The organism is Brenneria uluponensis (assembly GCF_032395385.1).
Lineage (GTDB): Bacteria > Pseudomonadota > Gammaproteobacteria > Enterobacterales > Enterobacteriaceae > Prodigiosinella > Prodigiosinella aquatilis.
In genome coordinates this window covers 893,999-912,919 of the sequence record NZ_CP135917.1, presented here as the reverse complement: position 1 = coordinate 912,919, position 18,921 = coordinate 893,999, and the positions used below count along the sequence as shown (strand labels likewise).

The window sequence follows — 18,921 nt, the reverse complement described above, 5'->3', positions numbered from 1 at the left end:
TAACACATGCAAAAAGTGGTTTTGGCTACGGGTAATGCCGGTAAGGTGCGTGAACTCGCCAGTCTACTGACAGATTTTGGTCTGGATATCGTGGCACAAACCGAACTGGGTGTCGATTCTGCCGAAGAAACCGGCCTGACCTTCATTGAGAACGCGATTCTGAAGGCACGCCATGCCGCAAAAATCACTGGTTTACCCGCCATTGCCGATGACTCTGGTCTGGCAGTTGACGCATTGGGTGGCGCACCGGGTATCTACTCTGCCCGCTATGCCGGAGATGCAGCCAGTGACCGGCAAAATCTGGAGAAACTGTTAATCGCGTTGAAAGACGTGCCAGATGAACAGCGATCTGCCAGTTTTCACTGTGTACTGGTCTATTTACGTCACGCGGAAGATCCAACACCACTGGTGTGTCATGGACGCTGGCCCGGCATCATCACTCATGCTGCTGCTGGAGAAGGCGGATTCGGCTACGATCCGATCTTTTATATCCCTGAATTGGGAAAAACTTCCGCCGAACTGAGCCGCGCCGAAAAGAACCTCCATTCGCACCGTGGACAGGCATTACGCCTGCTGCTGGACGCCTTGCACCATGCTTAAGCTACCGCCACTCAGCTTGTACATTCATATTCCCTGGTGTGTACAGAAGTGCCCGTACTGCGACTTCAATTCTCACGCGTTGAAAGGTGATGTACCACATCAGGAATATGTGAAACATCTGCTTGCGGATCTGGATGCCGATTTACCGCTTACCGGCGGTCGGTCTCTGCATTCCATTTTTATTGGCGGCGGCACCCCCAGTCTACTCAGCGCCGACGCCATGCAACATTTGCTGGACGGAGTACGGGCGCGCTTACCACTGGAGGAAAACGCCGAAGTCACCATGGAGGCCAATCCCGGAACAGTGGAAGCCGAACGCTTCAGTGGCTACCAGCGTGCGGGCATTAATCGCATTTCCATCGGTGTGCAGAGTTTCAGTGCGGAGAAACTGGCCCGGCTAGGGCGCATTCACGGCCCACAAGAGGCCAAACGTGCGGCACAATTAGCATCAGGGCTTGGTTTACGCAGTTTCAATCTTGATCTGATGCACGGCTTGCCGGATCAATCGCTGGAAGATGCACTGGACGATCTACACCAGGCGATAGCACTTAATCCACCGCATCTGTCGTGGTATCAGCTCACAATCGAACCCAATACGCTGTTTGGCTCACGCCCTCCCGCCTTGCCGGACGATGACGCCTTGTGGGAGATTTTCGAACGTGGTCACCAGTTACTGAGTCATGCAGGCTATCAACAGTACGAAACCTCCGCCTATGCCAAACCGGGCTACCAGTGCCAACATAACCTCAACTACTGGCGTTTCGGCGATTATTTGGGTATTGGCTGCGGCGCGCATGGCAAACTAACATTTAGGGATGGGCGGATTATGCGTACCGTTAAAACCCGGCATCCACGCGGCTATATGCAAGGGAATTACCTGCACCAGACGAATGACGTTGCTGCCAAAGAGCGCCCGTTTGAGTTTTTCATGAACCGTTTTCGTCTGCTGGAACCTGCGCCACGTGCGGATTTCATTGCCTATACCGGGTTAACTGAAAATGCCATCCGGCCACAGATCGAGGCGGCGATCACACAGGGATATGTGATCGAAACAGACAGCCACTGGCAGATTACCGAACATGGAAAACTGTTTCTTAATTCATTGCTGGAACTGTTTCTGGACGATGAATGACGATAACCTCAGTGATATCAGGCGGTATCCTTGGTTTATCGGAAATAGCTGAAACACACGAGTACCTTGAGTAGCTCACCACACCATATTGAATTTCCTTGCTGAAATATGACAAAGTGGGCACAGAATTCAAACCGAGATAACAGGTAACAATTATGAAAATAATGAAATTACTGGCGGTAGCGCTGTTGATGACCACAACGTTAAGCGGCTGTAATACCACACGCGGTTTTGGTCAGGATGTGGAGAAACTGGGCAGTAAGATTTCCCATTCAGCCAGCTAATTGCGTCATTGCTGATATCCCGCTATTAACCCTCGGCACCCACACGCCGGGGGTTATTTTTTCGCTAAGATGCGGTAATAACATCACATCAAAGAGACCAGACAGATCGTTAAAGCGTCGTCCGCATATCAATATGGGGAATACCGTCTTCATCATAGACGTCGCCAGTGGTCATAAAACCGAACTGACTGTAAAAGCGCTGTAAATGGACCTGTGCGGAGAGAAACAGCGGCTTCTTTGGCCAGTGACGGGCGCTGACTATCAAAACGTGCTCCATCAATTGATGTCCAACATGTTCCCCTCTTGCCGGTGATGCGACAATTACTCTGCCGATTTTCACTGCATCATGGTCTGAATGAGGAGCCAGTATGCGGGCATAGGCCACCAATTTACCGTTTTGGTAGGCCGTTACATGACGGTTACCGACCGTTAAATCTCTGCCGTCGATATCCTGATATGGACAGTGTTGCTCGACCACAAACACCTGATTACGCAGCAACAGAATGTCATGTAACGAATAGAGGTTGAGATCATCAATACCCCAGTCATGCCATATAAGATTCATATCAACTCATCCGGTAATATATTCAGCACGATGTGATTTGCCCCGTTGTTGTTAATTACTACGCCGTTTGGTCACGATTAACCAGGCCCAAAGTGCAACCATCGCCAGCGCAAACAATATACCGAAACCGATTCCGATAACGATAATAGATACGCCTAATTTAACCACGAGTGAATACAGTGCCAGCATCAGTAACATGGCGCTGTTTTCCCCCAGATTCTGCACCGCAATAGCGTGCCCCGCACCAACACTCGCCTGACCCCGCTCTTGCAGTAGTGCGTTGAGCGGCACGATGAAAAATCCTCCCAGCGCCCCCAGAATAATCAGACAAACATAAGCATTCAGCAGACTGTGTTGCAGGGTAAAAATCACCACCATCACGCCAATCAACAAACCCGCTGGCAGACAACGCCAAACCGTATTCAGCGTCACCAGACGCCCGGCAGCGGCGGCGCCGAACACAATCCCGACGGCGACTATCGCGTTCAGCAGCGTCGGTGTCGAGTTATCACTGATACCGAGCGCCAGCGGCACCCACAGCACCAGTAAAAAACGTAGTGTAACACCCGCCCCCCAAAACATACTGGTCCCGACCAGCGTAAAACGCGTCTCACCATTGCGCCATAACACCCTACTGGCAGAAAAAAACGCCAGTGTCATCCGCCACGGATGCCACGATGCACCGGGGCGTGCCGCGGGCAAACGGGGAATCAGCAGGTTAGCCACCAGCGCAATGCCATACACCAGCACACAGAGCGCCAGTGCGCCATAAACATTCCAGTCAGACAGTACACCGCCGGCCACTGAGCCTGTCAAAATAGCAGCGATGGTTGATGCTTCCATCAGTCCATTGGCTTTGACCAGTTGGTCGCCACAGGTGATTTCTCCCAAGATACCGTACTTCGCTGGAGAATAGCCCGCCGCCCCCAACCCCACTAACGTATAGCCCAAAAAAGGACTCCCCCCGAAACAGATCACTAACGCGCCCGCCAGTTTCAGTCCGTTCGACAACATCATGACCCGACCTTTGGCAATACTGTCGGCAAACTGGCCAACAAACGGAGCCAGAATGATGTAAGCCGCCACAAACCCCATTTGCAGAAAAGGCTGGCTCCAGCTGGGATAATGTAGGAATTTCACCAACGCCAACGTGGCGAACAACAAGGCATTGTCGCCAAAAGCGGAGAAAAACTGCGCTACCATAACCGCCTTCATACTACGGGAAAATAGCGATGTGGCGTTCTCTGGAACGCTACTCATCGCTTCTGCTCCGATTGCTCTGCCATTTGCCGCAGCGTCACGAAATCCGGCTTACCGCTACCCAACAGCGGCAACGCCTTCATATGCCGGATATCTCGCGGCACAACCAGCTCTGGTATGCCGCTATAACGTGCCTGCGCCAATAAGCGTTCACGCGTCAGTTCGGCATCAGTCGTAAACAACACCACAACTTCTCCTTTGCTGCTGTCATTTTTGGCGCTGGCGGCATGTTGCCCATCGGGTGAGATCTGCAAAGCCAGAAGTTCTACACTTTCCAACGACACCATTTCCCCCGCCAGTTTAGCGAAACGTTTAATCCGGCCGACGATGCTACAGAAGCCGTGATCGTCCAGGTTGGCAATATCACCCGTGTCATACCAGCCTTCCGCCTGATGACCCGCGGCATTTTCAGCCATGGGTATTTCCAGTTCGCCAGGATGTTCGACCCGCAGATAACCCTTCATCATATTCGGGCCGCGCAGTTGCAAACGGCCGCCATGAGCGATGCCGTCCACATCAATCAGACGCGCTTCCATCCCCGGCAACAAGCGACCAACAGTATGAATTTTCGCCGCCATCGGGACATTAATCGCCACCACGGGCGCACACTCTGTTACCCCGTAGCCTTCCAGAATGCGAATACCAAACTTATCCTGCCAAAGGTTGCGTGTGCTTTCTGACAATTTCTCCGCTCCCGCCACCACATAGCGCAAGCGGGCAAAATCATACGGATGCGCAAAGCGGGCATAATGCCCCAGAAAGGTGGATGTGCCGAACAGGACGGTACAATTGCGATCATAAACCAGCTCTGGAACTACACGATAATGCAGAGGACTGGGGTAGAGAAATACCCGTGCACCGGTCATCAGCGGGGTCAAAAGTCCGACAGTTAACCCGAAAGCATGAAACAACGGTAATGCCGACATAAAGCGATCGTGGGGCGTAAAGTCGGCAATGGTACGAATCTGCTCAACATTAGCCAGCAGACTATCATGAGAATGCACCACACCTTTCGGGTTGCCTTCCGAACCGGAGGTAAACAGGATCATCGCCACATCGTCCGGTTGCTGGAAGCTCATGGCTCGCACCGGGAACAACAGATGAAACAGGATCCACAGTTTGTCGCTCAGCGTGACGGCCCCTTTCAAATCCTCCAGATACACCCAATTGGCTTCAGAAACCTGCGATGGCAAGTTGGTCAGCTTACCCTTTTCCAGAAACTGGCGGGACGTAACAATGGTTTTGATAGAAGCCGCAGTTACCGCACTTCGCAACCCGTTGGCACCGGTAGTGTAATTCAGCATCGCCGGCACGCGACCACTCAGCGACGCGCCCAGGATCACCGCCGCCGTGATGGTAGTATTCGGCAATAGCAAACCGATATGTTCTTTTTCGGTGGTAAAACGCCGCAGAATACGCGATACGCCCAGCGATTTTTTCAGCAGCGACTGATAGCTGTCTTCTTTGAATGCAATATCCTCGATACTGGCCGAACTGTAGCCATAGCGGGAGCAGGCGGCAAGAAACGCCTGATACAACGTATGCGGCGGACGGATCGCCATTCGGGCATCCATCATAATCCGGTGCAGATGCTGTCCGGCCAGCTCACGGCGGGCTCTGGCGGTCTCTGCTGTCGGCATCGGTAATGGTACTGGAGGCAGGAAATGAATGGAGATCGGCGGAAACATCCGGTATTTGACCACGCCAGCCAAGCGGCTCAACGGGGTAAACTCCGGCCCTTCCAGTCGTACCGGAACCACCACGGCACCGGCGCGTGCTGCCACAAACGCGGCACCACTGTATATTTTCATCAATGAACCGGTGACAGTAATGCGCCCTTCCGGAAACACCACCACCGGACGCCCCTGTTCCACAATACGGATTAGTCGTTTGAGCGCCAACGGCTTGGTGGGGTCCAGCGGCACAAAGTCAATATAGTGCTGAAGCCAGCGCATAAACCAGCGCTCAGAAATGTGGGAATAGATGGCAAATACCGGTTTGACGTTTACTGGCAGGAACAGCACCAACAATACGCCATCGAGAAACGAAACATGGTTCGGGGTAATTAATAACCTCGAGTGTTGGGAAAAAACCTCGTCACCGGTAATACGAATACGGTACAGATGCCGTAATAACCAACGTAAAAAGGTAAAAATCATCCCACCTCCTTATGTAATAAACGACATGACCTGAATTGGAGTTGCCGTATACGTGATGGTTCAAAATGGATTAGGCAAATAACGAACGGCTCAAAATACTACAGCTACTTGATAGTCACCATAATAAACAGAGAAAAGGCGCTGAATAACGCGCCCAACCCGGCGCAACCAACTTTGCGCTTGTCCTGACTTTGGCGCGTCTATCTGCCAGTATTGATGGCCTACGCTTGCTTGCCGTTATCATGTAAATAAGTACCGACAAAAAAAAACCTACGCATCTGCGTAGGTTGGTGCAATTTGAATGGTCCAATGTGATGAACACATCGATTTGTCACCCATCAATACCTCTGGGACTTAGTACTCTAGAGAGAGTCATCGTAATTCACTAGCGCATAATCGAAAGATAACTGCTCGAAGTGCAACCAACTGTAAAATTATACTGAATCATGTAATAACCAACCTGTAACGCCGGATAATCTACGGCCTGATTTACCATGACATTGACAGGATACTTACTGAAGTTGCGATCCCAACCCCTTGCAGTAACGGATTTTTTTCGTGACACTGCACAGAGCGGCACAACGTCATAAACGCTTTATTCAGGTTCGTTCAACCCTCAACACAGAAATAACCCGGGAAGACATAATGGCTACGATTAAGGATGTTGCCAAACTGGCAGGCGTATCAGTAGCTACGGTGTCGCGTGTCATCAATCACTCGCCGAAAGCCAGTGAGCAGGCTCGTAGCGCGGTATTCGATGCCATGCAGCAGTTACAATACCATCCGAATGCCAACGCCCGTGCGCTGGCCCAGCAATCCACGGAAACACTAGGGCTGGTCGTGTCTGACGTTTCCGACCCCTTCTTCGGCAGCATGGTGAAAGCCGTAGAACAGGAGGCCTACCGTACTGGAAACTTTCTGCTGATTGGTAACGGTTATCATATTGCCCAGAAGGAGCGTCAAGCCATTGAGCAACTGATTCGTCACCGCTGTGCGGCGTTGGTGGTCCATGCCAAAATGCTGCCGGATGAAGAACTGGTGCAATTGATGCAGCAAATTCCCGGAATGGTGTTGATTAACCGCATTCTGCCCAGATTTGAATCCCGTTGCGTGGCGCTGGATGACCGCTACGGTGCCTGGCTCGCTACCCGCCATCTGATTCAGCAAGGACACCGCCAGATTGGCCTGCTTTGTTCCAATCACCCGATTTCCGACGCGGCTGACCGTTTGCTGGGGTATAAAGACGCGCTGGCAGAAAACAGTATTCCATTCGATGAGCAGTTGGTTGCCTACGGAGAACCTGATGAAACCGGTGGTGAACAGACGATGACGGAACTGCTGGTACGTGGTAAACCCATCACTGCCGTGACCTGCTATAACGACCCGATGGCGGCTGGCGCACTATCAGTGCTGAGCGATAACAGCATCGACGTACCCCAGGATATTTCGCTGATAGGCTTTGATGATGTCCTGCTGTCGCGTTATTTACGTCCCCGGCTTACCACCATCCGTTACCCGATTACCACCATGGCGACGCAGGCGGCCCAAATGGCATTAGCGTTGGCCAATAACACGCCGTTACCCAACGTGATCAACCTGTTCCACCCTACGCTTATCCGCCGTCATTCGGTAAACAACCTGACAGTGGCTAAAAAAATATCAAACCCCTAATGAAGTCATAGCCTGATGGTGTAAACCGTACTGATCTATTTGGATCATCCGCGAAGAAACAATCTGCGCCATGCCCTACACTAATTTACCTTGAAAAATAGGAACAGAATCAAACAAATAGCCATCAAATTCTGGGGCATCAGCGTCTGAAATCTCCATTAAGGTTTTTTTGACATTTTCCAGGTGCTGCCACATGGTCTGATAAGCGCCGGTCACGTCACGGCGACGCAACGCCGCAAGAATGAGTTGATGATCCGCCAGCCATTTCAGACGATATCCCTGTGTGCCAACATGAATATACAGTTGCTGCCAGATAGGACTCTCATCACGGCACGACCAAATATTGCTCACTGTTTCCAGCAACATCTGATTTTGGGTGGCCCCGGCGATTTGCAAATGGAACATTTTATCAAAATCGCTACAGTAATCGTTTTTGGCGACGGCCGCCTGCTCCTGCTCCAGCGTATGCCGCAGGTTTTCGATATCCGCCCGGGTCGCCATACGAGCGGCAAATGCCGCAATATTACTTTCCAGTAGCTGACGCGCTTGCAGCATTTCAAACGCCCCAATACGGTTCTGCACACCAGAGGACGCGTCTTCGTCAGATGGAATACACAGCACATAGACGCCAGACCCCTGGCGGATATCCACGGTGCCTTCCAGTTCCAGCATCAGCAGCGCTTCACGCACAATGGTACGACTGACGCCATAGGTTTCCGCGATATTTCGCTCAGGAGGAAGACGTGACCCAATGGGGTATTTTCCCTGCCGGATCTTCTCTCTCAGATCACCACCGATTTCCTGGTACTGCTTTCTTTCTTGCAGAACTACGACCTTTGTCACGCTTTCACCCTAAACGGCAGAGAATTAAACACCGCTGTTGCCCCGGCAATGCAAGGCCAGATACACAAACGCGGACCAGGATATTCACCACCGGTCTGCGTCTTACAGCAACAATCGGGTCAGTTTACCAAACTCAGCGCCTGATCGAGCACTTTTGCACCGTTTAAGGTGCCATAAGCAACCGAGTCAATCACCGCGATGGGAATATGATACTCATCGGTCAGTTTTTTGTTCTCATTGAGCTTAAAGCGCACTTGCGGCCCCAGTAATACCACCACAATATCATTGCTGTATTCTTGCAATTCATCCCGCAGATTTTGTTCAGGAATAGCGTAAATTTTATATTCCAGTCCACGGGCGACCACCTCTTTCTCCATCTTGGTCACCACCAGCGACGTCGACATCCCCGCGGAACAGGCCAGCACAATACGTTTCATAATTGTTCCCCACTATTTGTCTTCATCATCCAACGTTACCTCCAACACCCGCGAGTCACGCACTTGCCTGAACCAGCCAGCCGATTTTTTGGGTCTCCGCTGCCGATCTTGATCCAGATCGATCTCTATCAACCCATACCGGTTTTTGAACGCATTCATTGGCGATACATTATCAGTAAAGGCCCACAACATGTAGCCGCGACAATCTGCCCCTGCTTCCCGCGCCTTAAGTGCCCAATATAGATGTTCAGCAATAAAGGCGATGCGGTAATCATCCTGTACCACACCAGAGCTGTCTTTGAACTGCCCTTCATTTTCAATACCCATACCATTTTCCGCCACGAACCAGGGGATATTGCCGTACTCGCTCTTCAGCCGCATCGCCATGTCATAAATAATTCTGGGATTGATTTCCCAACCGCGTGATTTATTCATACGACGGCCCGGTAGTTCAAAAGGCTCATAGTAGTAAGCCGGGTGGAATGGCGTATTTTTATTCCACTCCCGGCTGGGGGCTTTCACCCGGTGCGGGTAATACAGATTAATGCCCACTTCATCCACAGTGTTGTCACGAATAATCGACAACTCTTCGGTGGTGTAATCCCACTGAATTTGATGTTTTTCCAGCAGATCCATCAGCTCCGGCGAATATTCCCCCTTCAGAGCCGGGTCCAGAAACACCCGGTTGTAAAACAAATCGTAGAGACGCGCAGCCTCCACATCATGTGCCGCACTGGAGCGCGGATAAGTCACTTCCGGATTAAGAATTACGCCAATACTGCCGCCTTGTTGGTGATAGCCCTTCTGGCGGAACAACTGCACTACTTTAGCCGTTGCCAGGTTTTTATGGTGATTCCACTGCATCCAGGTGTGGGTGTTTTGCTCATAGGGGTAACGCAGCGCATCCAGATAGATGCGGGTCTGGACGACGATCGGTTCGTTAAAAGTAAACCAGCGTTTGACTTTACCGGCATAGCGGGCAAACACGGCTTGCGCATAAAGAACGTACCGCTCCACCACGTGTTTAGACGACCAACCCTGATATTTTTCAAATAGATAGGCGGGAAGTTCATAGTGCTCCAGGCACAACATTGGCTCGATGCCCTGCTGAAGCATCTCATCCAGCAGGTTATCGATATAAGTGGCGTACTCTTCGTCAACAATGCCGTTTTCATAATCCAGCATGAAGCGTGACCAGTTGATGGAAGTACGGTAATGCGTCAACCCCACCTGCTTCATTAAAGCCACATCTTCACGATAACGATGGTAGAAATCTGTGGCTTGCGCCGGGCCATAACCGTCATGCCATACCTGACGATCCTGCTTGTACCATAAGTCCAGATAAGAATCCTGGCCGTCCGTCTTGCCGCCCCAGCCTTCAGTTTGCCAAGCAGATGCGGCAGCACCCAGAATAAAATCAGACGGAATGGTGACAGATACCTTACTCATTACACCCTCTCTTGTTTAATTTTTTGCCGGATTCATCTCTGCGGCTTCAGCCTCTATCTGTGCCAATTCCGCACGCCGTGAGGCCACTTTGACAAACGGTAGATAGATCAGCGTGGCAACCACGATACAGACCATCTGAGTGGCAACCGCTCCCATTGAACCGGCGGTAGACAACCAGGCATTGATGATCGGTGGCGTGGTCCAGGGCACCATTACCACCGCCTTACCGGCAAACCCCATACTAGTGGCAAAGTAACCAATAGTGCCGGTCACTAACGGTGTAATAATAAAAGGAATAGCCAGAATCGGGTTAAGCATGATCGGCATACCAAATATCACCGGCTCGTTAATATTGAACACACAGGGCCCGAACGAAATCTTGGCGATCTCTTTCATCTCTCTGCGTTTAGAAGCCATCATGACCGCCAGCAGCAGGCCGATGGTCAACCCGGAGCCACCGATACTCATATACACATCCCAGAATGGCATGGTAATGATATTGGGAATTTCCTTCCCTTGTTCGAATGCGGTCATGTTGACCGCAATGGCCCCCAACAACAGCGGTTCACGAATCGGTTTGATCATCTGGTTACCATGAATACCGATAACCCAGAACATCTGCGCCACAAACATCAGAATCAGCAGACCTGGCAAGCTTTGTACTACGGCTTCCAACGGTTGCTGTACCACCTTATAAATGGCGTCATACAGGTACATCCCCGTAACAGCATGGAACACAAAACCAAATGTGGCGATCACTGTCACGGTGATAATGGCCGGGAACAAGGCGGAAAAAGAGGCAGAAACATTAGGTGGAACACTGTCCGGCATTTTAATCTTCAGCCAGTCCACTTTCTCCAGCTTTGAATAGATTTCCACGGAAAGAATGGCAATAAACATCCCGAGAAAGAGGCTTTTTGTATCAGAGAACTGCTTGGCCAGCACATCTTTCACCGCTATCGTCTGACCATTGACCACCATGTCAATAGTGGTCGGCGTGATAGAGACAAGGCAGATCACTGCCAGCAGTCCGGGGAACAGACTCCGGGAACCATTGATGCGCCCCAGTTCGATACCGATCAGGAACGCCGCACCAATGGTGAGAAAACTCAGTGTCGCGTAATTGATCCCACTCATAATCGGCTTTAACGGCGCCAAAAACGAAAACATAGCAAAGCTGGCCAATCCGTTTCTGGGGTCGAGCACCATGTTGGAGATCAACACCGAAAAAGCACCAACAATGATCACCGGCATTAAAGTAATAAACGACGCCTTAATGGCCATGATATATCGCAGGCTATTGAACTGATTGGCAAAGGATCCTAAAGAATCGATCAGTTGGTCCTTAAATGACATAACACCACCTCTTGATCATCATATTGTTATATCGCGGGTTTGATTGCCCCACAGATGGCCGTTACGCGCAGAGAGTGGACTACAGGTTCGCGCCTTTGCGTTTGGCATACCAAAAATAAAACAAATGAATAATTTTTCTGTGACATTGTTCTCACAAGCCAATATTGGAATTCCAATACCATGAGTTACGTTAATTTTGGCATACCAAGAGAGTAAATAATGGCAACAAGCCGACGATCTGCTGGAAGCCAACCATTAAGGAAAACCTGGGATACCATTTCCAGCCACACGGATAGCGCGGCGAATTCCGGCGGTTTAACTTACCAGTACGACAGCAAATCTGGGGATGGTCACGGCTATCCGACGCCCCTTGTGTTAGAATGAGGGATCTTAGCGATAAACCTAAACAGGTGAATTTCCATGATTACCATGCTTGATGTGGCCAATCACGCGGGGGTTTCCAAAGCCACGGTCTCACGGGTGCTCAACGGCACTGGGCAGGTCAGGCAAAGCACGCGGGATATCGTGTTCAAATCAATGAAAGAGTTGGGTTATCGCCCCAACTTTCTGGCCCGTTCGCTGGCAAATCGCCGTTCCAACAGTATTGGTCTGGTAGTATCCAATTTCGATGGTCCTTACTTTGGCCGCCTATTGCGCCGTGCCGCAGAATTGACAGAAGCCAGTGGCAAGCATTTGATCGTCACCGATGGGCATGACACACCGGACGATGAATTACAGGCGATTCAACTACTGACCGATCGCCGCTGTGACGCCATTATTCTCTACACGCGTCATATGTCTGACGAAGAATTGATGACGTTACTGAAGAACGCTACCGTACCACTGGTGGTGATCAACCGTGACCTCCCGCTGATGCGCGAACGCTGTGTATCCTTTGAACAGCAACAGGCGGTATTTCAGGTGGTGGATTACCTGGTAAAACAGGGTCATCGGGAAATTGCCTGTATCACCGGGCCGATGCAAACCCCTACGGCACAGACGCGCCTGGCGGGCTATCGACAGGCGCTGGCATTCCACCAGATCAAGTTCAATCCGCAGTGGATCGCCAATGGCGACAGTACCGTATCCAGCGGCTATCGCGCCGCCCAAGAACTACTGGCCCGCAATATCAACTTTACTGCACTGTTTGCCAGCAATGACGACATGATTGTCGGCGCGATGAAGGCCTTTATCGAAGCGGGCAAACAGCTGCCGCAGGATCTGTCTCTGTTTGGATTTGATGATGAACCTAACGCGGCTTACCTGCATCCCTCCTTGTCTACCGTTTATCTGCCGATAGAGGAGATGATCAGCGCGGCCATCACACAAGCGCTGAAGCTGATTGCCGAAGAGGACGTCAAACCACTTTCCCCATTCACCGGGGAACTGAAAATCAGGGAATCGGTGCTACCGGGTCCCTACGCTTCAGACCCCCGACAATCAATGACAAACCACCATCGGCTTTAACCCGCATTCAGGTATAGCGACAAATCATCGCTATACCTGTTCATTAGCCCGAGACGCTCTTCACTATTTGCCCCTAATCCACACCAGAACGATGTGCAGATGAATATCCACCAGCCGGAACGAGTAACGTTCAATGTCGGCCAAAACCAGTGGCAGAGAAATAACCGGCATACCATACAGAGTGGACAGCAGCTATGTTGTCTTGAAATAAAGAATGGCGATCGGTGGTGATGAATATCCGTCGTTAATGGGTGAAGTTCTGCGGGAACAGAGCACGCAGAGCGACCTCATCGCGTTCACTCTTGAATTGCACATCTTTACCCACTGCGCGGGCGCGCCCAACAGCAGGGCGGCTATCAATATGTTTAAACCAGCGGGCCAGATTAGGAAACCGTTGCAGCGCTTTGTCGTCAAGAACCATTGCAACGCGATCTATCCAACCCCATGCCGCCATATCGACAATGGTATAGCTGTTGCCTACCATGAACTCGCGATTTTTCAGATGCGCATCGAGGATCGCGTAATGACGTTCTGCTTCACGGCGGTAGCGATTAATCGCATAAGGAATCGGTTCTGGTGCCATGCGCTGGAAATGTACAGATTGCCCCGAAAAAGGGCCTAATCCAGTGGCAATAAACATCAGCCAGGATAACAACGCGCCCCGATCCTCAGGCTGGCCAAGGAAACTCGTCGTCTTTTCGGCAAGATACAGCAGAATTGCATTAGAATCGAAAACGACAGTGCCATTGTCGTCAATGGCGGGTAATTTTCCATTCGGATTGATTTGGCGAAAAGCGGGCAAATGCTGTTCGCCTTTGAGGGTATCGACCGGGATGAGCTCGTAAGGTAGACCACTTTCTTCCAGAAAAAGAGCCACTTTCATTGGATTCGGCGTGGGATGAAAGTAAAATTTTAACATTTTGTTTTCCTTGAATCATAACAGCATCTAACTGACAAAAAGTGCGGGTTAACTGACGTCTCGCGGCGGATTTTCCCGGTGTTGTTATCCGATGGATAGTTATCCGATGGATAGACCGTCAAAATCCGAGGCATCATGGCGTTCAGCAAGCTGCTTGCCAGGTTCTCCCCTGGTTTTATTGACGATACTCCCACGCTTAACCGCAGGACGTTCAGCAATTTCCAGCGCCCAGCGCAGCAGATGTGGATAAGATTTCACATCCAGAAATTCGCCAGCCTCATATTGCAGCCCTTGAACCAAATTACCGTACCACGGCCAAATGGCCATGTCGGCAATCGAATACTCATCGCCTGCGATATAGCGATGATCTTGCAGTTGCCTGTTGAGTAGATCGAGCTGACGCTTGACCTCCATGGTGAAACGGTTAATAGCATATTCAATTTTGACAGGAGCATAGTGATAGAAGTGACCAAACCCGCCCCCCAGATAGGGTGCTGCGCCTTGTAGCCAGAACAACCAGTTCAGTGCTTCGGTACGGGCGGCAAGGGATTGCGGCAGAAAATGGCCGAACTTCTCGGCGAGATAAAGCAGGATGGAGCCTGACTCAAAAACCCGTATGGGCGGCGTTGCTGAACGATCCATCAGCGCCGGTATTTTAGAATTGGGATTCACAGCGACAAAGCCACTTGAGAACTGCGCCCCCTCACTAATCGCAATCAGGTGAGCATCATATTCCGCCCCTTGCTCCCCCAGCGCCAACAATTCTTCAAGCAGTATAGTGACCTTCTGACCATTGGGCGTGCCCAATGAGTAAAGCTGCAACGGATGTTTGCCAATGGGCAAGGTGGCCTCATGCGTAGCACCTGCCGTAGGGCGATTAATGTTCGCCCAGCTACCGCTGCTTTCACTATCCCATGTCCAGACCTTTGGTGGTTGATAATTGTTATCTGCCATTGTGATTTTCCTGTTCAGCGAAAAAATAGATGAGAGTGAGAAGATCATCATATTCGCACGTCATTAGCGTGATGCAAGCAGGCAATAACGATCTTTTTGAGTGGTTAGGGGAGCGTATGCTACCTGGCGGTGACAGGCTGGAAATTTGTTGGCAGACACACTACACGCCAATTATCATTATTGGCGCACGTTCCAGAGCAATACACCGGTTATTAAATCCGGAACGGAGCGACGATGACTATCTGGAGAAGCCGTTCCCCATGCTCAGCAAGGTTTTTTCCTATCTGAGTTTGTTGGATCAAGTGTGGGGTTATCAGCATGAAGGATATGAACAGACTGTAAATACGCGCGTTAAAATCCCACAAGTTGAGTCTGGAATATCGTCAGCGTAAGGAAAGGTGCATAAATGTAAAATAATCCTTTTTATTTGGTAATGATTCGAAATATTATTATGCGAATCATTATCATTAACATAAAAGGATTGTGCTAATGCAATATAGTCGTATTGCCAGCGTTATTGCTTTAATTCTATGCAGTAACACCGCACTGGCAAAAGAAGAAACCATCACCGTTAATGGCAACATACTGGGTGACTCCGGGGCCGACGAAGTAAAAACCTGGCCCGGAAACCGTACGGTGATTACACAGGAGCAACTGCACAAAGACGCAAACCGGACACTGGATGATGCCTTGCAGCGCGTGCCAGGGGTAAAAATTCAGGATGAAACCGGAACCGGGATTTTACCCCAGATTTCGGTTCGCGGTCTCTATGACAGCCGTAGCGGTCGCACCCAGATTCTGCAAGATGGCATCCCCTTGGCGCTAGCGCCTTACGGCCAAGAGGGAATGTCACTGTTCCCGGTTAGTTTCTCCACTATCGATCGTATTGATGTGGTGCGTGGCGGTGCCGCCGTCCAATACGGCCCTAACAACGTTGGCGGTGTGATTAACCTCATCAGCAAACCGATCCCGGTGGCGTGGGAAAATGAGATTACTGAACGGGCGACTTTTTACGGACACGGGAAAAATCTCTGGGATACCTACCTGCGTACCGGTGGAATGGTCAATGACGATTTTGGTTTGCAGGTGGAACTAAACCAGGTCAAGGGGAACTCCTTCCGCGACCATAGCGCCAGTAAAGTCCAAAACTACCACCTGCGCGGCCTGTGGAACATCAACGAAGACACCACTCTTGACCTTTCTTATCAATATTACGATGCACATGCCGATCTGGCTGGCGCACTGACTACCGCAGACTACAATGCCAATCGCCGCCAAAGCACCCGCCCCTGGGATGATTATGATGGGCACACCAAGCGCTACAGCGCGGTCTATAATCAGCAACTCGGTTCGCTGGGCTTTATCGACTCCGCCGAGTTGAACTGGATGTTTTTCGGACATGAGTCTGACCGCGACTTTCATGTGGGCATGAGTCGCGTCTCCGGCCAGACCTGGAATCCGTCTTTGCCAGCCGATGTTGTGCAAAACTCGCCGCGTAATTTTAAAGTCTGGGGTACGGAACCCCGTCTGAGCCTGAATATTGATGGTGACAATGTGAACCAGCAATGGATCCTCGGCACCCGTTTCATCCAGGAAAAAATAGACTATCAGGTGAACCAACGCACGCTGGCAACCGGCACCACCACCACCACCCGTGACTGGCATTTTGATGACAAAGCCTGGGCCGGTTACATCAGTAACGCGGTAAAACTCTTTGACGATAGTCTGACCATTACCCCAGGTATGCGCTATGAGCACATTAGTGAAAAGTACCGGGATAGTGTTTCCGGCTTAAATACGTCCGCACCTGATGAACAGTGGTTGCCTGGTCTAACCCTCGGCTACCAGATGACGCCAGCGTGGTTTCTGTACGCCAATGCACAGAAAAGCCTGCGCCCGGCACAGGCCACTCAGATAGTTAAAGGCGGCGACGTAACGTCTGAACTTTCCTGGAACTATGAAAGTGGCGTCCGTTACACCCCAGCGCCGAATATCAGCCTGAATGCCGGTCTGTATCGTATCGATTACAACGATCAGGTTTCCTATAACAGCACCAATGATACGTATGAAAATATCGGCAAAACACGCCATCAGGGGATTGAGCTGGAAGGTTATTGGCAGCCGCAAGTTGTTCAGGGCCTGAAGCTGCACGCCGGTTATGCTTATCTTGATGCAGAACAGATGAACGGACAGTACAAAAACAACGAAGTGCCTTACGCTTCGCGCCACCAGATTACACTTGATGGTAGCTATGAATGGCGTGAAACCACGTTTACACTAGCTGGTTACTACTTCAGTAAATCCTTCTCGGATACGGCTAACACGGTTAATGAAAATGCCAACGGCTCGGCGGGTGAAATGCCATCCTACTGGGTATGGAATGCACAGATTAGTCGCGACCTGTGGAAATCCGGACGAAACCTGCTCAGTGGTTATGTCAGTGTGAACAACCTGTTTGATGAAGACTACTGGTTTAGAGGCATTGACACCAGCCCATGGGGACAACAACCTGCGCCAGGCCGTTCGGTGACCGTTGGACTGAGTTATAAGTTCTGACCGAGGTCTTAATACAGCCAGCCCGCTACGGGCTGGCCTTATTACTGGAGCGTTAGAAAGAATAAGCCTGAGTAATCCACGCCGGTAAACTCTCGATAAAAGGCCACCAGATCATTGTGCGGATCAACATCCGCAAAGTGCTGTGGGTGGAAAAACTTCGCCATCGCTTCAAGCGCAATCACGTTAAAAGGGCTATCGTAGAATTGATGATAAATCGCCATCACCTTCTTATCTCGCACCGCTTTGAGAACCGAGAACCCAGTGCGAGTCATCAGGTGCTGAAGTTTCGGTAACGCAGTTTCTCGTGATGCCTCATAACCCAAAGGAACCGCGAGCGATTTACTGCCGCGCTGGCTCCAGTCTGCCCCGCTCAGCAGATAATAGTCCGGATTGTCCGTAATCAATTGCTCGACGTTAATATCCGCCCCTTGCTCGGGAACCTTATTTTCGACAAGATTACGTCCGCCTGCCGCCGTGATAAATTGTCCAAAACTGTTGCGCCCAAAAACGGCGCAGCACATGTCGCCCGTCATACCGGCATGGTTCTCAAATATAACACCTGGCCACTGCGTCTGAGGGATCTGAGCAATACGACGCTGCACACGCTCAAGCAACTGCTGGTAGCGCGTGATAAAGCGTTGCGCATTTTGTGGCTGCGCAAAAACCTGGCCAAGCAGACGAATACTGGCCAAGGTGTTCGTCAGCGGCTGATGCCTGAAATCAATAAATATCACCGCAATACCACTTTTTTCCAGCAGTGAAAGTGTTCCGCTATCGCGCAGTCTGGGCAGCAGGCCAGTGTCAAAAACAATCAGATCAGGCCGTAAAAGAAGCGCACGTTCGACGCTGAAGCCACTGCGATAAGGATTATCAAAAACGGTAATTTTGCTCAGTTGTGGATAACGCTGCTGATAATGGCGTGCCATATCCGGCGCCCGGCGAATAAGTGAGTCGTCCCAGGCAACAATGTCGCTCAGAGGTGCGTCCGGGTGAATAATGTTCATCGCCAACAACATACGGCTATCGCCGAGTATTACCCGTGATACCGGCACATTAAGTGTTACTTTTCGCCCCGCCATATCCACTACCGTGAGCGGTGATGCGGTACTTAGCGCCGGTGACAACAACATCACCAATGAAATCAAAAACCAGATTGCTCTGTTCATCGTTATCTCATGTTAAAAAAGTGAATATCAGCACTATATATCTGTCATCCTTCACGTTGCCGGTGCGTTTTGGCCGCGTTCACGCCCAGAATCACTTACTGAC

16 protein-coding genes and 1 pseudogene are annotated in these 18,921 nt (G+C 50.8%); 7 read left to right on the top strand and 10 right to left on the bottom strand.

Going from position 1 to position 18,921, the window contains the following annotated elements; genetic code table 11:
* Positions 1–6: 6 nt before the first annotated feature.
* From rdgB to RS889_RS04210, 3 genes are all read left to right on the top strand, one after another.
* On the top strand, positions 7–600 hold the full coding sequence (gene rdgB / locus RS889_RS04220) for an RdgB/HAM1 family non-canonical purine NTP pyrophosphatase (protein WP_315709454.1): 594 nt from the start codon (positions 7–9) through the stop codon (positions 598–600).
* Positions 593–1,732 (top strand): radical SAM family heme chaperone HemW, encoded by a 1,140-nt coding sequence (gene hemW, locus RS889_RS04215; protein ID WP_315709453.1) that lies wholly within the window; start codon positions 593–595, stop codon positions 1,730–1,732. The genes rdgB and hemW overlap by 8 nt, the downstream gene beginning before the upstream one ends.
* A gap of 155 nt (positions 1,733–1,887) precedes the next feature.
* Positions 1,888–2,016, top strand: a complete 129-nt coding sequence (locus RS889_RS04210) for an entericidin A/B family lipoprotein (protein ID WP_315709452.1) — start codon at positions 1,888–1,890, stop codon at positions 2,014–2,016.
* A gap of 109 nt (positions 2,017–2,125) precedes the next feature.
* Here the strand turns inward: RS889_RS04210 and RS889_RS04205 are convergent, their stop codons facing one another.
* From RS889_RS04205 to aas, 3 genes are read right to left on the bottom strand one after another with little or no spacing between them, the layout of a single operon-like run.
* Complete coding sequence (locus tag RS889_RS04205; protein WP_021017601.1) at positions 2,126–2,581, bottom strand: GNAT family N-acetyltransferase; 456 nt, start codon at positions 2,579–2,581, stop codon at positions 2,126–2,128.
* 51 nt (positions 2,582–2,632) lie between these two features.
* On the bottom strand, positions 2,633–3,841 hold the full coding sequence (lplT, locus tag RS889_RS04200) for a lysophospholipid transporter LplT (RefSeq protein ID WP_315709450.1): 1,209 nt from the start codon (positions 3,839–3,841) through the stop codon (positions 2,633–2,635).
* Positions 3,838–6,000, bottom strand: coding sequence for a bifunctional acyl-ACP--phospholipid O-acyltransferase/long-chain-fatty-acid--ACP ligase (gene aas, locus RS889_RS04195; RefSeq protein ID WP_315709448.1), 2,163 nt, complete (start codon positions 5,998–6,000; stop codon positions 3,838–3,840). Before aas ends, lplT begins: the two co-directional genes overlap by 4 nt.
* Before the next feature lie 645 nt (positions 6,001–6,645).
* Here aas and galR point away from each other — a divergent pair.
* A complete protein-coding gene (gene galR, locus RS889_RS04190; RefSeq protein WP_315709447.1) occupies positions 6,646–7,671 on the top strand; it encodes an HTH-type transcriptional regulator GalR in 1,026 nt (341 codons plus the stop codon).
* A 75-nt stretch (positions 7,672–7,746) separates the two neighbouring features.
* Here galR and RS889_RS04185 read toward each other — a convergent pair whose 3' ends face one another.
* The 4 genes from RS889_RS04185 to RS889_RS04170 form a co-directional block, all read right to left on the bottom strand.
* On the bottom strand, positions 7,747–8,514 hold the full coding sequence (locus RS889_RS04185) for an FCD domain-containing protein (protein ID WP_021017606.1): 768 nt from the start codon (positions 8,512–8,514) through the stop codon (positions 7,747–7,749).
* 119 nt (positions 8,515–8,633) lie between these two features.
* Positions 8,634–8,951 (bottom strand): PTS sugar transporter subunit IIB, encoded by a 318-nt coding sequence (locus RS889_RS04180; protein ID WP_021017607.1) that lies wholly within the window; start codon positions 8,949–8,951, stop codon positions 8,634–8,636.
* Positions 8,952–8,963: 12 nt separating this feature from the next.
* The gene (locus RS889_RS04175; RefSeq protein WP_315709446.1) at positions 8,964–10,400 is read right to left on the bottom strand and encodes a glycoside hydrolase family 1 protein; all 1,437 of its coding nucleotides are present in this window, start codon (positions 10,398–10,400) and stop codon (positions 8,964–8,966) included.
* A gap of 15 nt (positions 10,401–10,415) precedes the next feature.
* A complete protein-coding gene (locus RS889_RS04170; protein WP_315709444.1) occupies positions 10,416–11,756 on the bottom strand; it encodes a PTS sugar transporter subunit IIC in 1,341 nt (446 codons plus the stop codon).
* Between the two features lie 420 nt (positions 11,757–12,176).
* On the opposite strand from RS889_RS04170, the gene RS889_RS04165 reads away from it, so the two are divergent.
* Positions 12,177–13,223: a LacI family DNA-binding transcriptional regulator gene (locus RS889_RS04165; RefSeq protein ID WP_315709442.1), complete on the top strand. Its 1,047-nt coding sequence runs from the start codon at positions 12,177–12,179 to the stop codon at positions 13,221–13,223.
* A 244-nt stretch (positions 13,224–13,467) separates the two neighbouring features.
* On the opposite strand, the gene RS889_RS04160 is transcribed toward RS889_RS04165, so the two are convergent.
* Together RS889_RS04160 and yghU are read right to left on the bottom strand one after the other, a co-directional pair.
* Positions 13,468–14,142 carry a glutathione S-transferase family protein gene (locus tag RS889_RS04160; protein WP_021017611.1) on the bottom strand — a complete coding sequence of 225 codons (675 nt, stop codon included), beginning with the start codon at positions 14,140–14,142 and terminating at the stop codon, positions 13,468–13,470.
* Between the two features lie 99 nt (positions 14,143–14,241).
* On the bottom strand, positions 14,242–15,096 hold the full coding sequence (yghU, locus tag RS889_RS04155) for a glutathione-dependent disulfide-bond oxidoreductase (protein WP_315709439.1): 855 nt from the start codon (positions 15,094–15,096) through the stop codon (positions 14,242–14,244).
* Positions 15,097–15,212: 116 nt separating this feature from the next.
* Here yghU and RS889_RS04150 point away from each other — a divergent pair.
* Positions 15,213–15,449: pseudogene (locus RS889_RS04150) on the top strand (response regulator); the annotation flags it as partial.
* Between the two features lie 136 nt (positions 15,450–15,585).
* Entirely contained in the window at positions 15,586–17,652 is a 2,067-nt protein-coding gene (locus RS889_RS04145; protein WP_315709435.1) for a TonB-dependent receptor family protein, read from the top strand.
* A gap of 41 nt (positions 17,653–17,693) precedes the next feature.
* On the opposite strand, the gene RS889_RS04140 is transcribed toward RS889_RS04145, so the two are convergent.
* Positions 17,694–18,818, bottom strand: coding sequence for an ABC transporter substrate-binding protein (locus RS889_RS04140; protein WP_425475112.1), 1,125 nt, complete (start codon positions 18,816–18,818; stop codon positions 17,694–17,696).
* Between the last annotated feature and the right edge of the window lie 103 nt (positions 18,819–18,921).

Coding starts and splice junctions, on each gene's coding strand:
- aas (WP_315709448.1), bottom strand. CDS start 6,000: ATGATTTTTACCTTTTTACGTTGGTTATTACGGCATCTGTACCGTATT.
- yghU (WP_315709439.1), bottom strand. CDS start 15,096: ATGGCAGATAACAATTATCAACCACCAAAGGTCTGGACATGGGATAGT.
- lplT (WP_315709450.1), bottom strand. CDS start 3,841: ATGAGTAGCGTTCCAGAGAACGCCACATCGCTATTTTCCCGTAGTATG.
- RS889_RS04175 (WP_315709446.1), bottom strand. CDS start 10,400: ATGAGTAAGGTATCTGTCACCATTCCGTCTGATTTTATTCTGGGTGCT.
- hemW (WP_315709453.1), top strand. CDS start 593: ATGCTTAAGCTACCGCCACTCAGCTTGTACATTCATATTCCCTGGTGT.
- RS889_RS04140 (WP_425475112.1), bottom strand. CDS start 18,818: ATGAACAGAGCAATCTGGTTTTTGATTTCATTGGTGATGTTGTTGTCA.
- rdgB (WP_315709454.1), top strand. CDS start 7: ATGCAAAAAGTGGTTTTGGCTACGGGTAATGCCGGTAAGGTGCGTGAA.
- RS889_RS04170 (WP_315709444.1), bottom strand. CDS start 11,756: ATGTCATTTAAGGACCAACTGATCGATTCTTTAGGATCCTTTGCCAAT.
- RS889_RS04160 (WP_021017611.1), bottom strand. CDS start 14,142: ATGTTAAAATTTTACTTTCATCCCACGCCGAATCCAATGAAAGTGGCT.
- RS889_RS04205 (WP_021017601.1), bottom strand. CDS start 2,581: ATGAATCTTATATGGCATGACTGGGGTATTGATGATCTCAACCTCTAT.
- RS889_RS04180 (WP_021017607.1), bottom strand. CDS start 8,951: ATGAAACGTATTGTGCTGGCCTGTTCCGCGGGGATGTCGACGTCGCTG.
- RS889_RS04210 (WP_315709452.1), top strand. CDS start 1,888: ATGAAAATAATGAAATTACTGGCGGTAGCGCTGTTGATGACCACAACG.
- RS889_RS04145 (WP_315709435.1), top strand. CDS start 15,586: ATGCAATATAGTCGTATTGCCAGCGTTATTGCTTTAATTCTATGCAGT.
- RS889_RS04165 (WP_315709442.1), top strand. CDS start 12,177: ATGATTACCATGCTTGATGTGGCCAATCACGCGGGGGTTTCCAAAGCC.
- galR (WP_315709447.1), top strand. CDS start 6,646: ATGGCTACGATTAAGGATGTTGCCAAACTGGCAGGCGTATCAGTAGCT.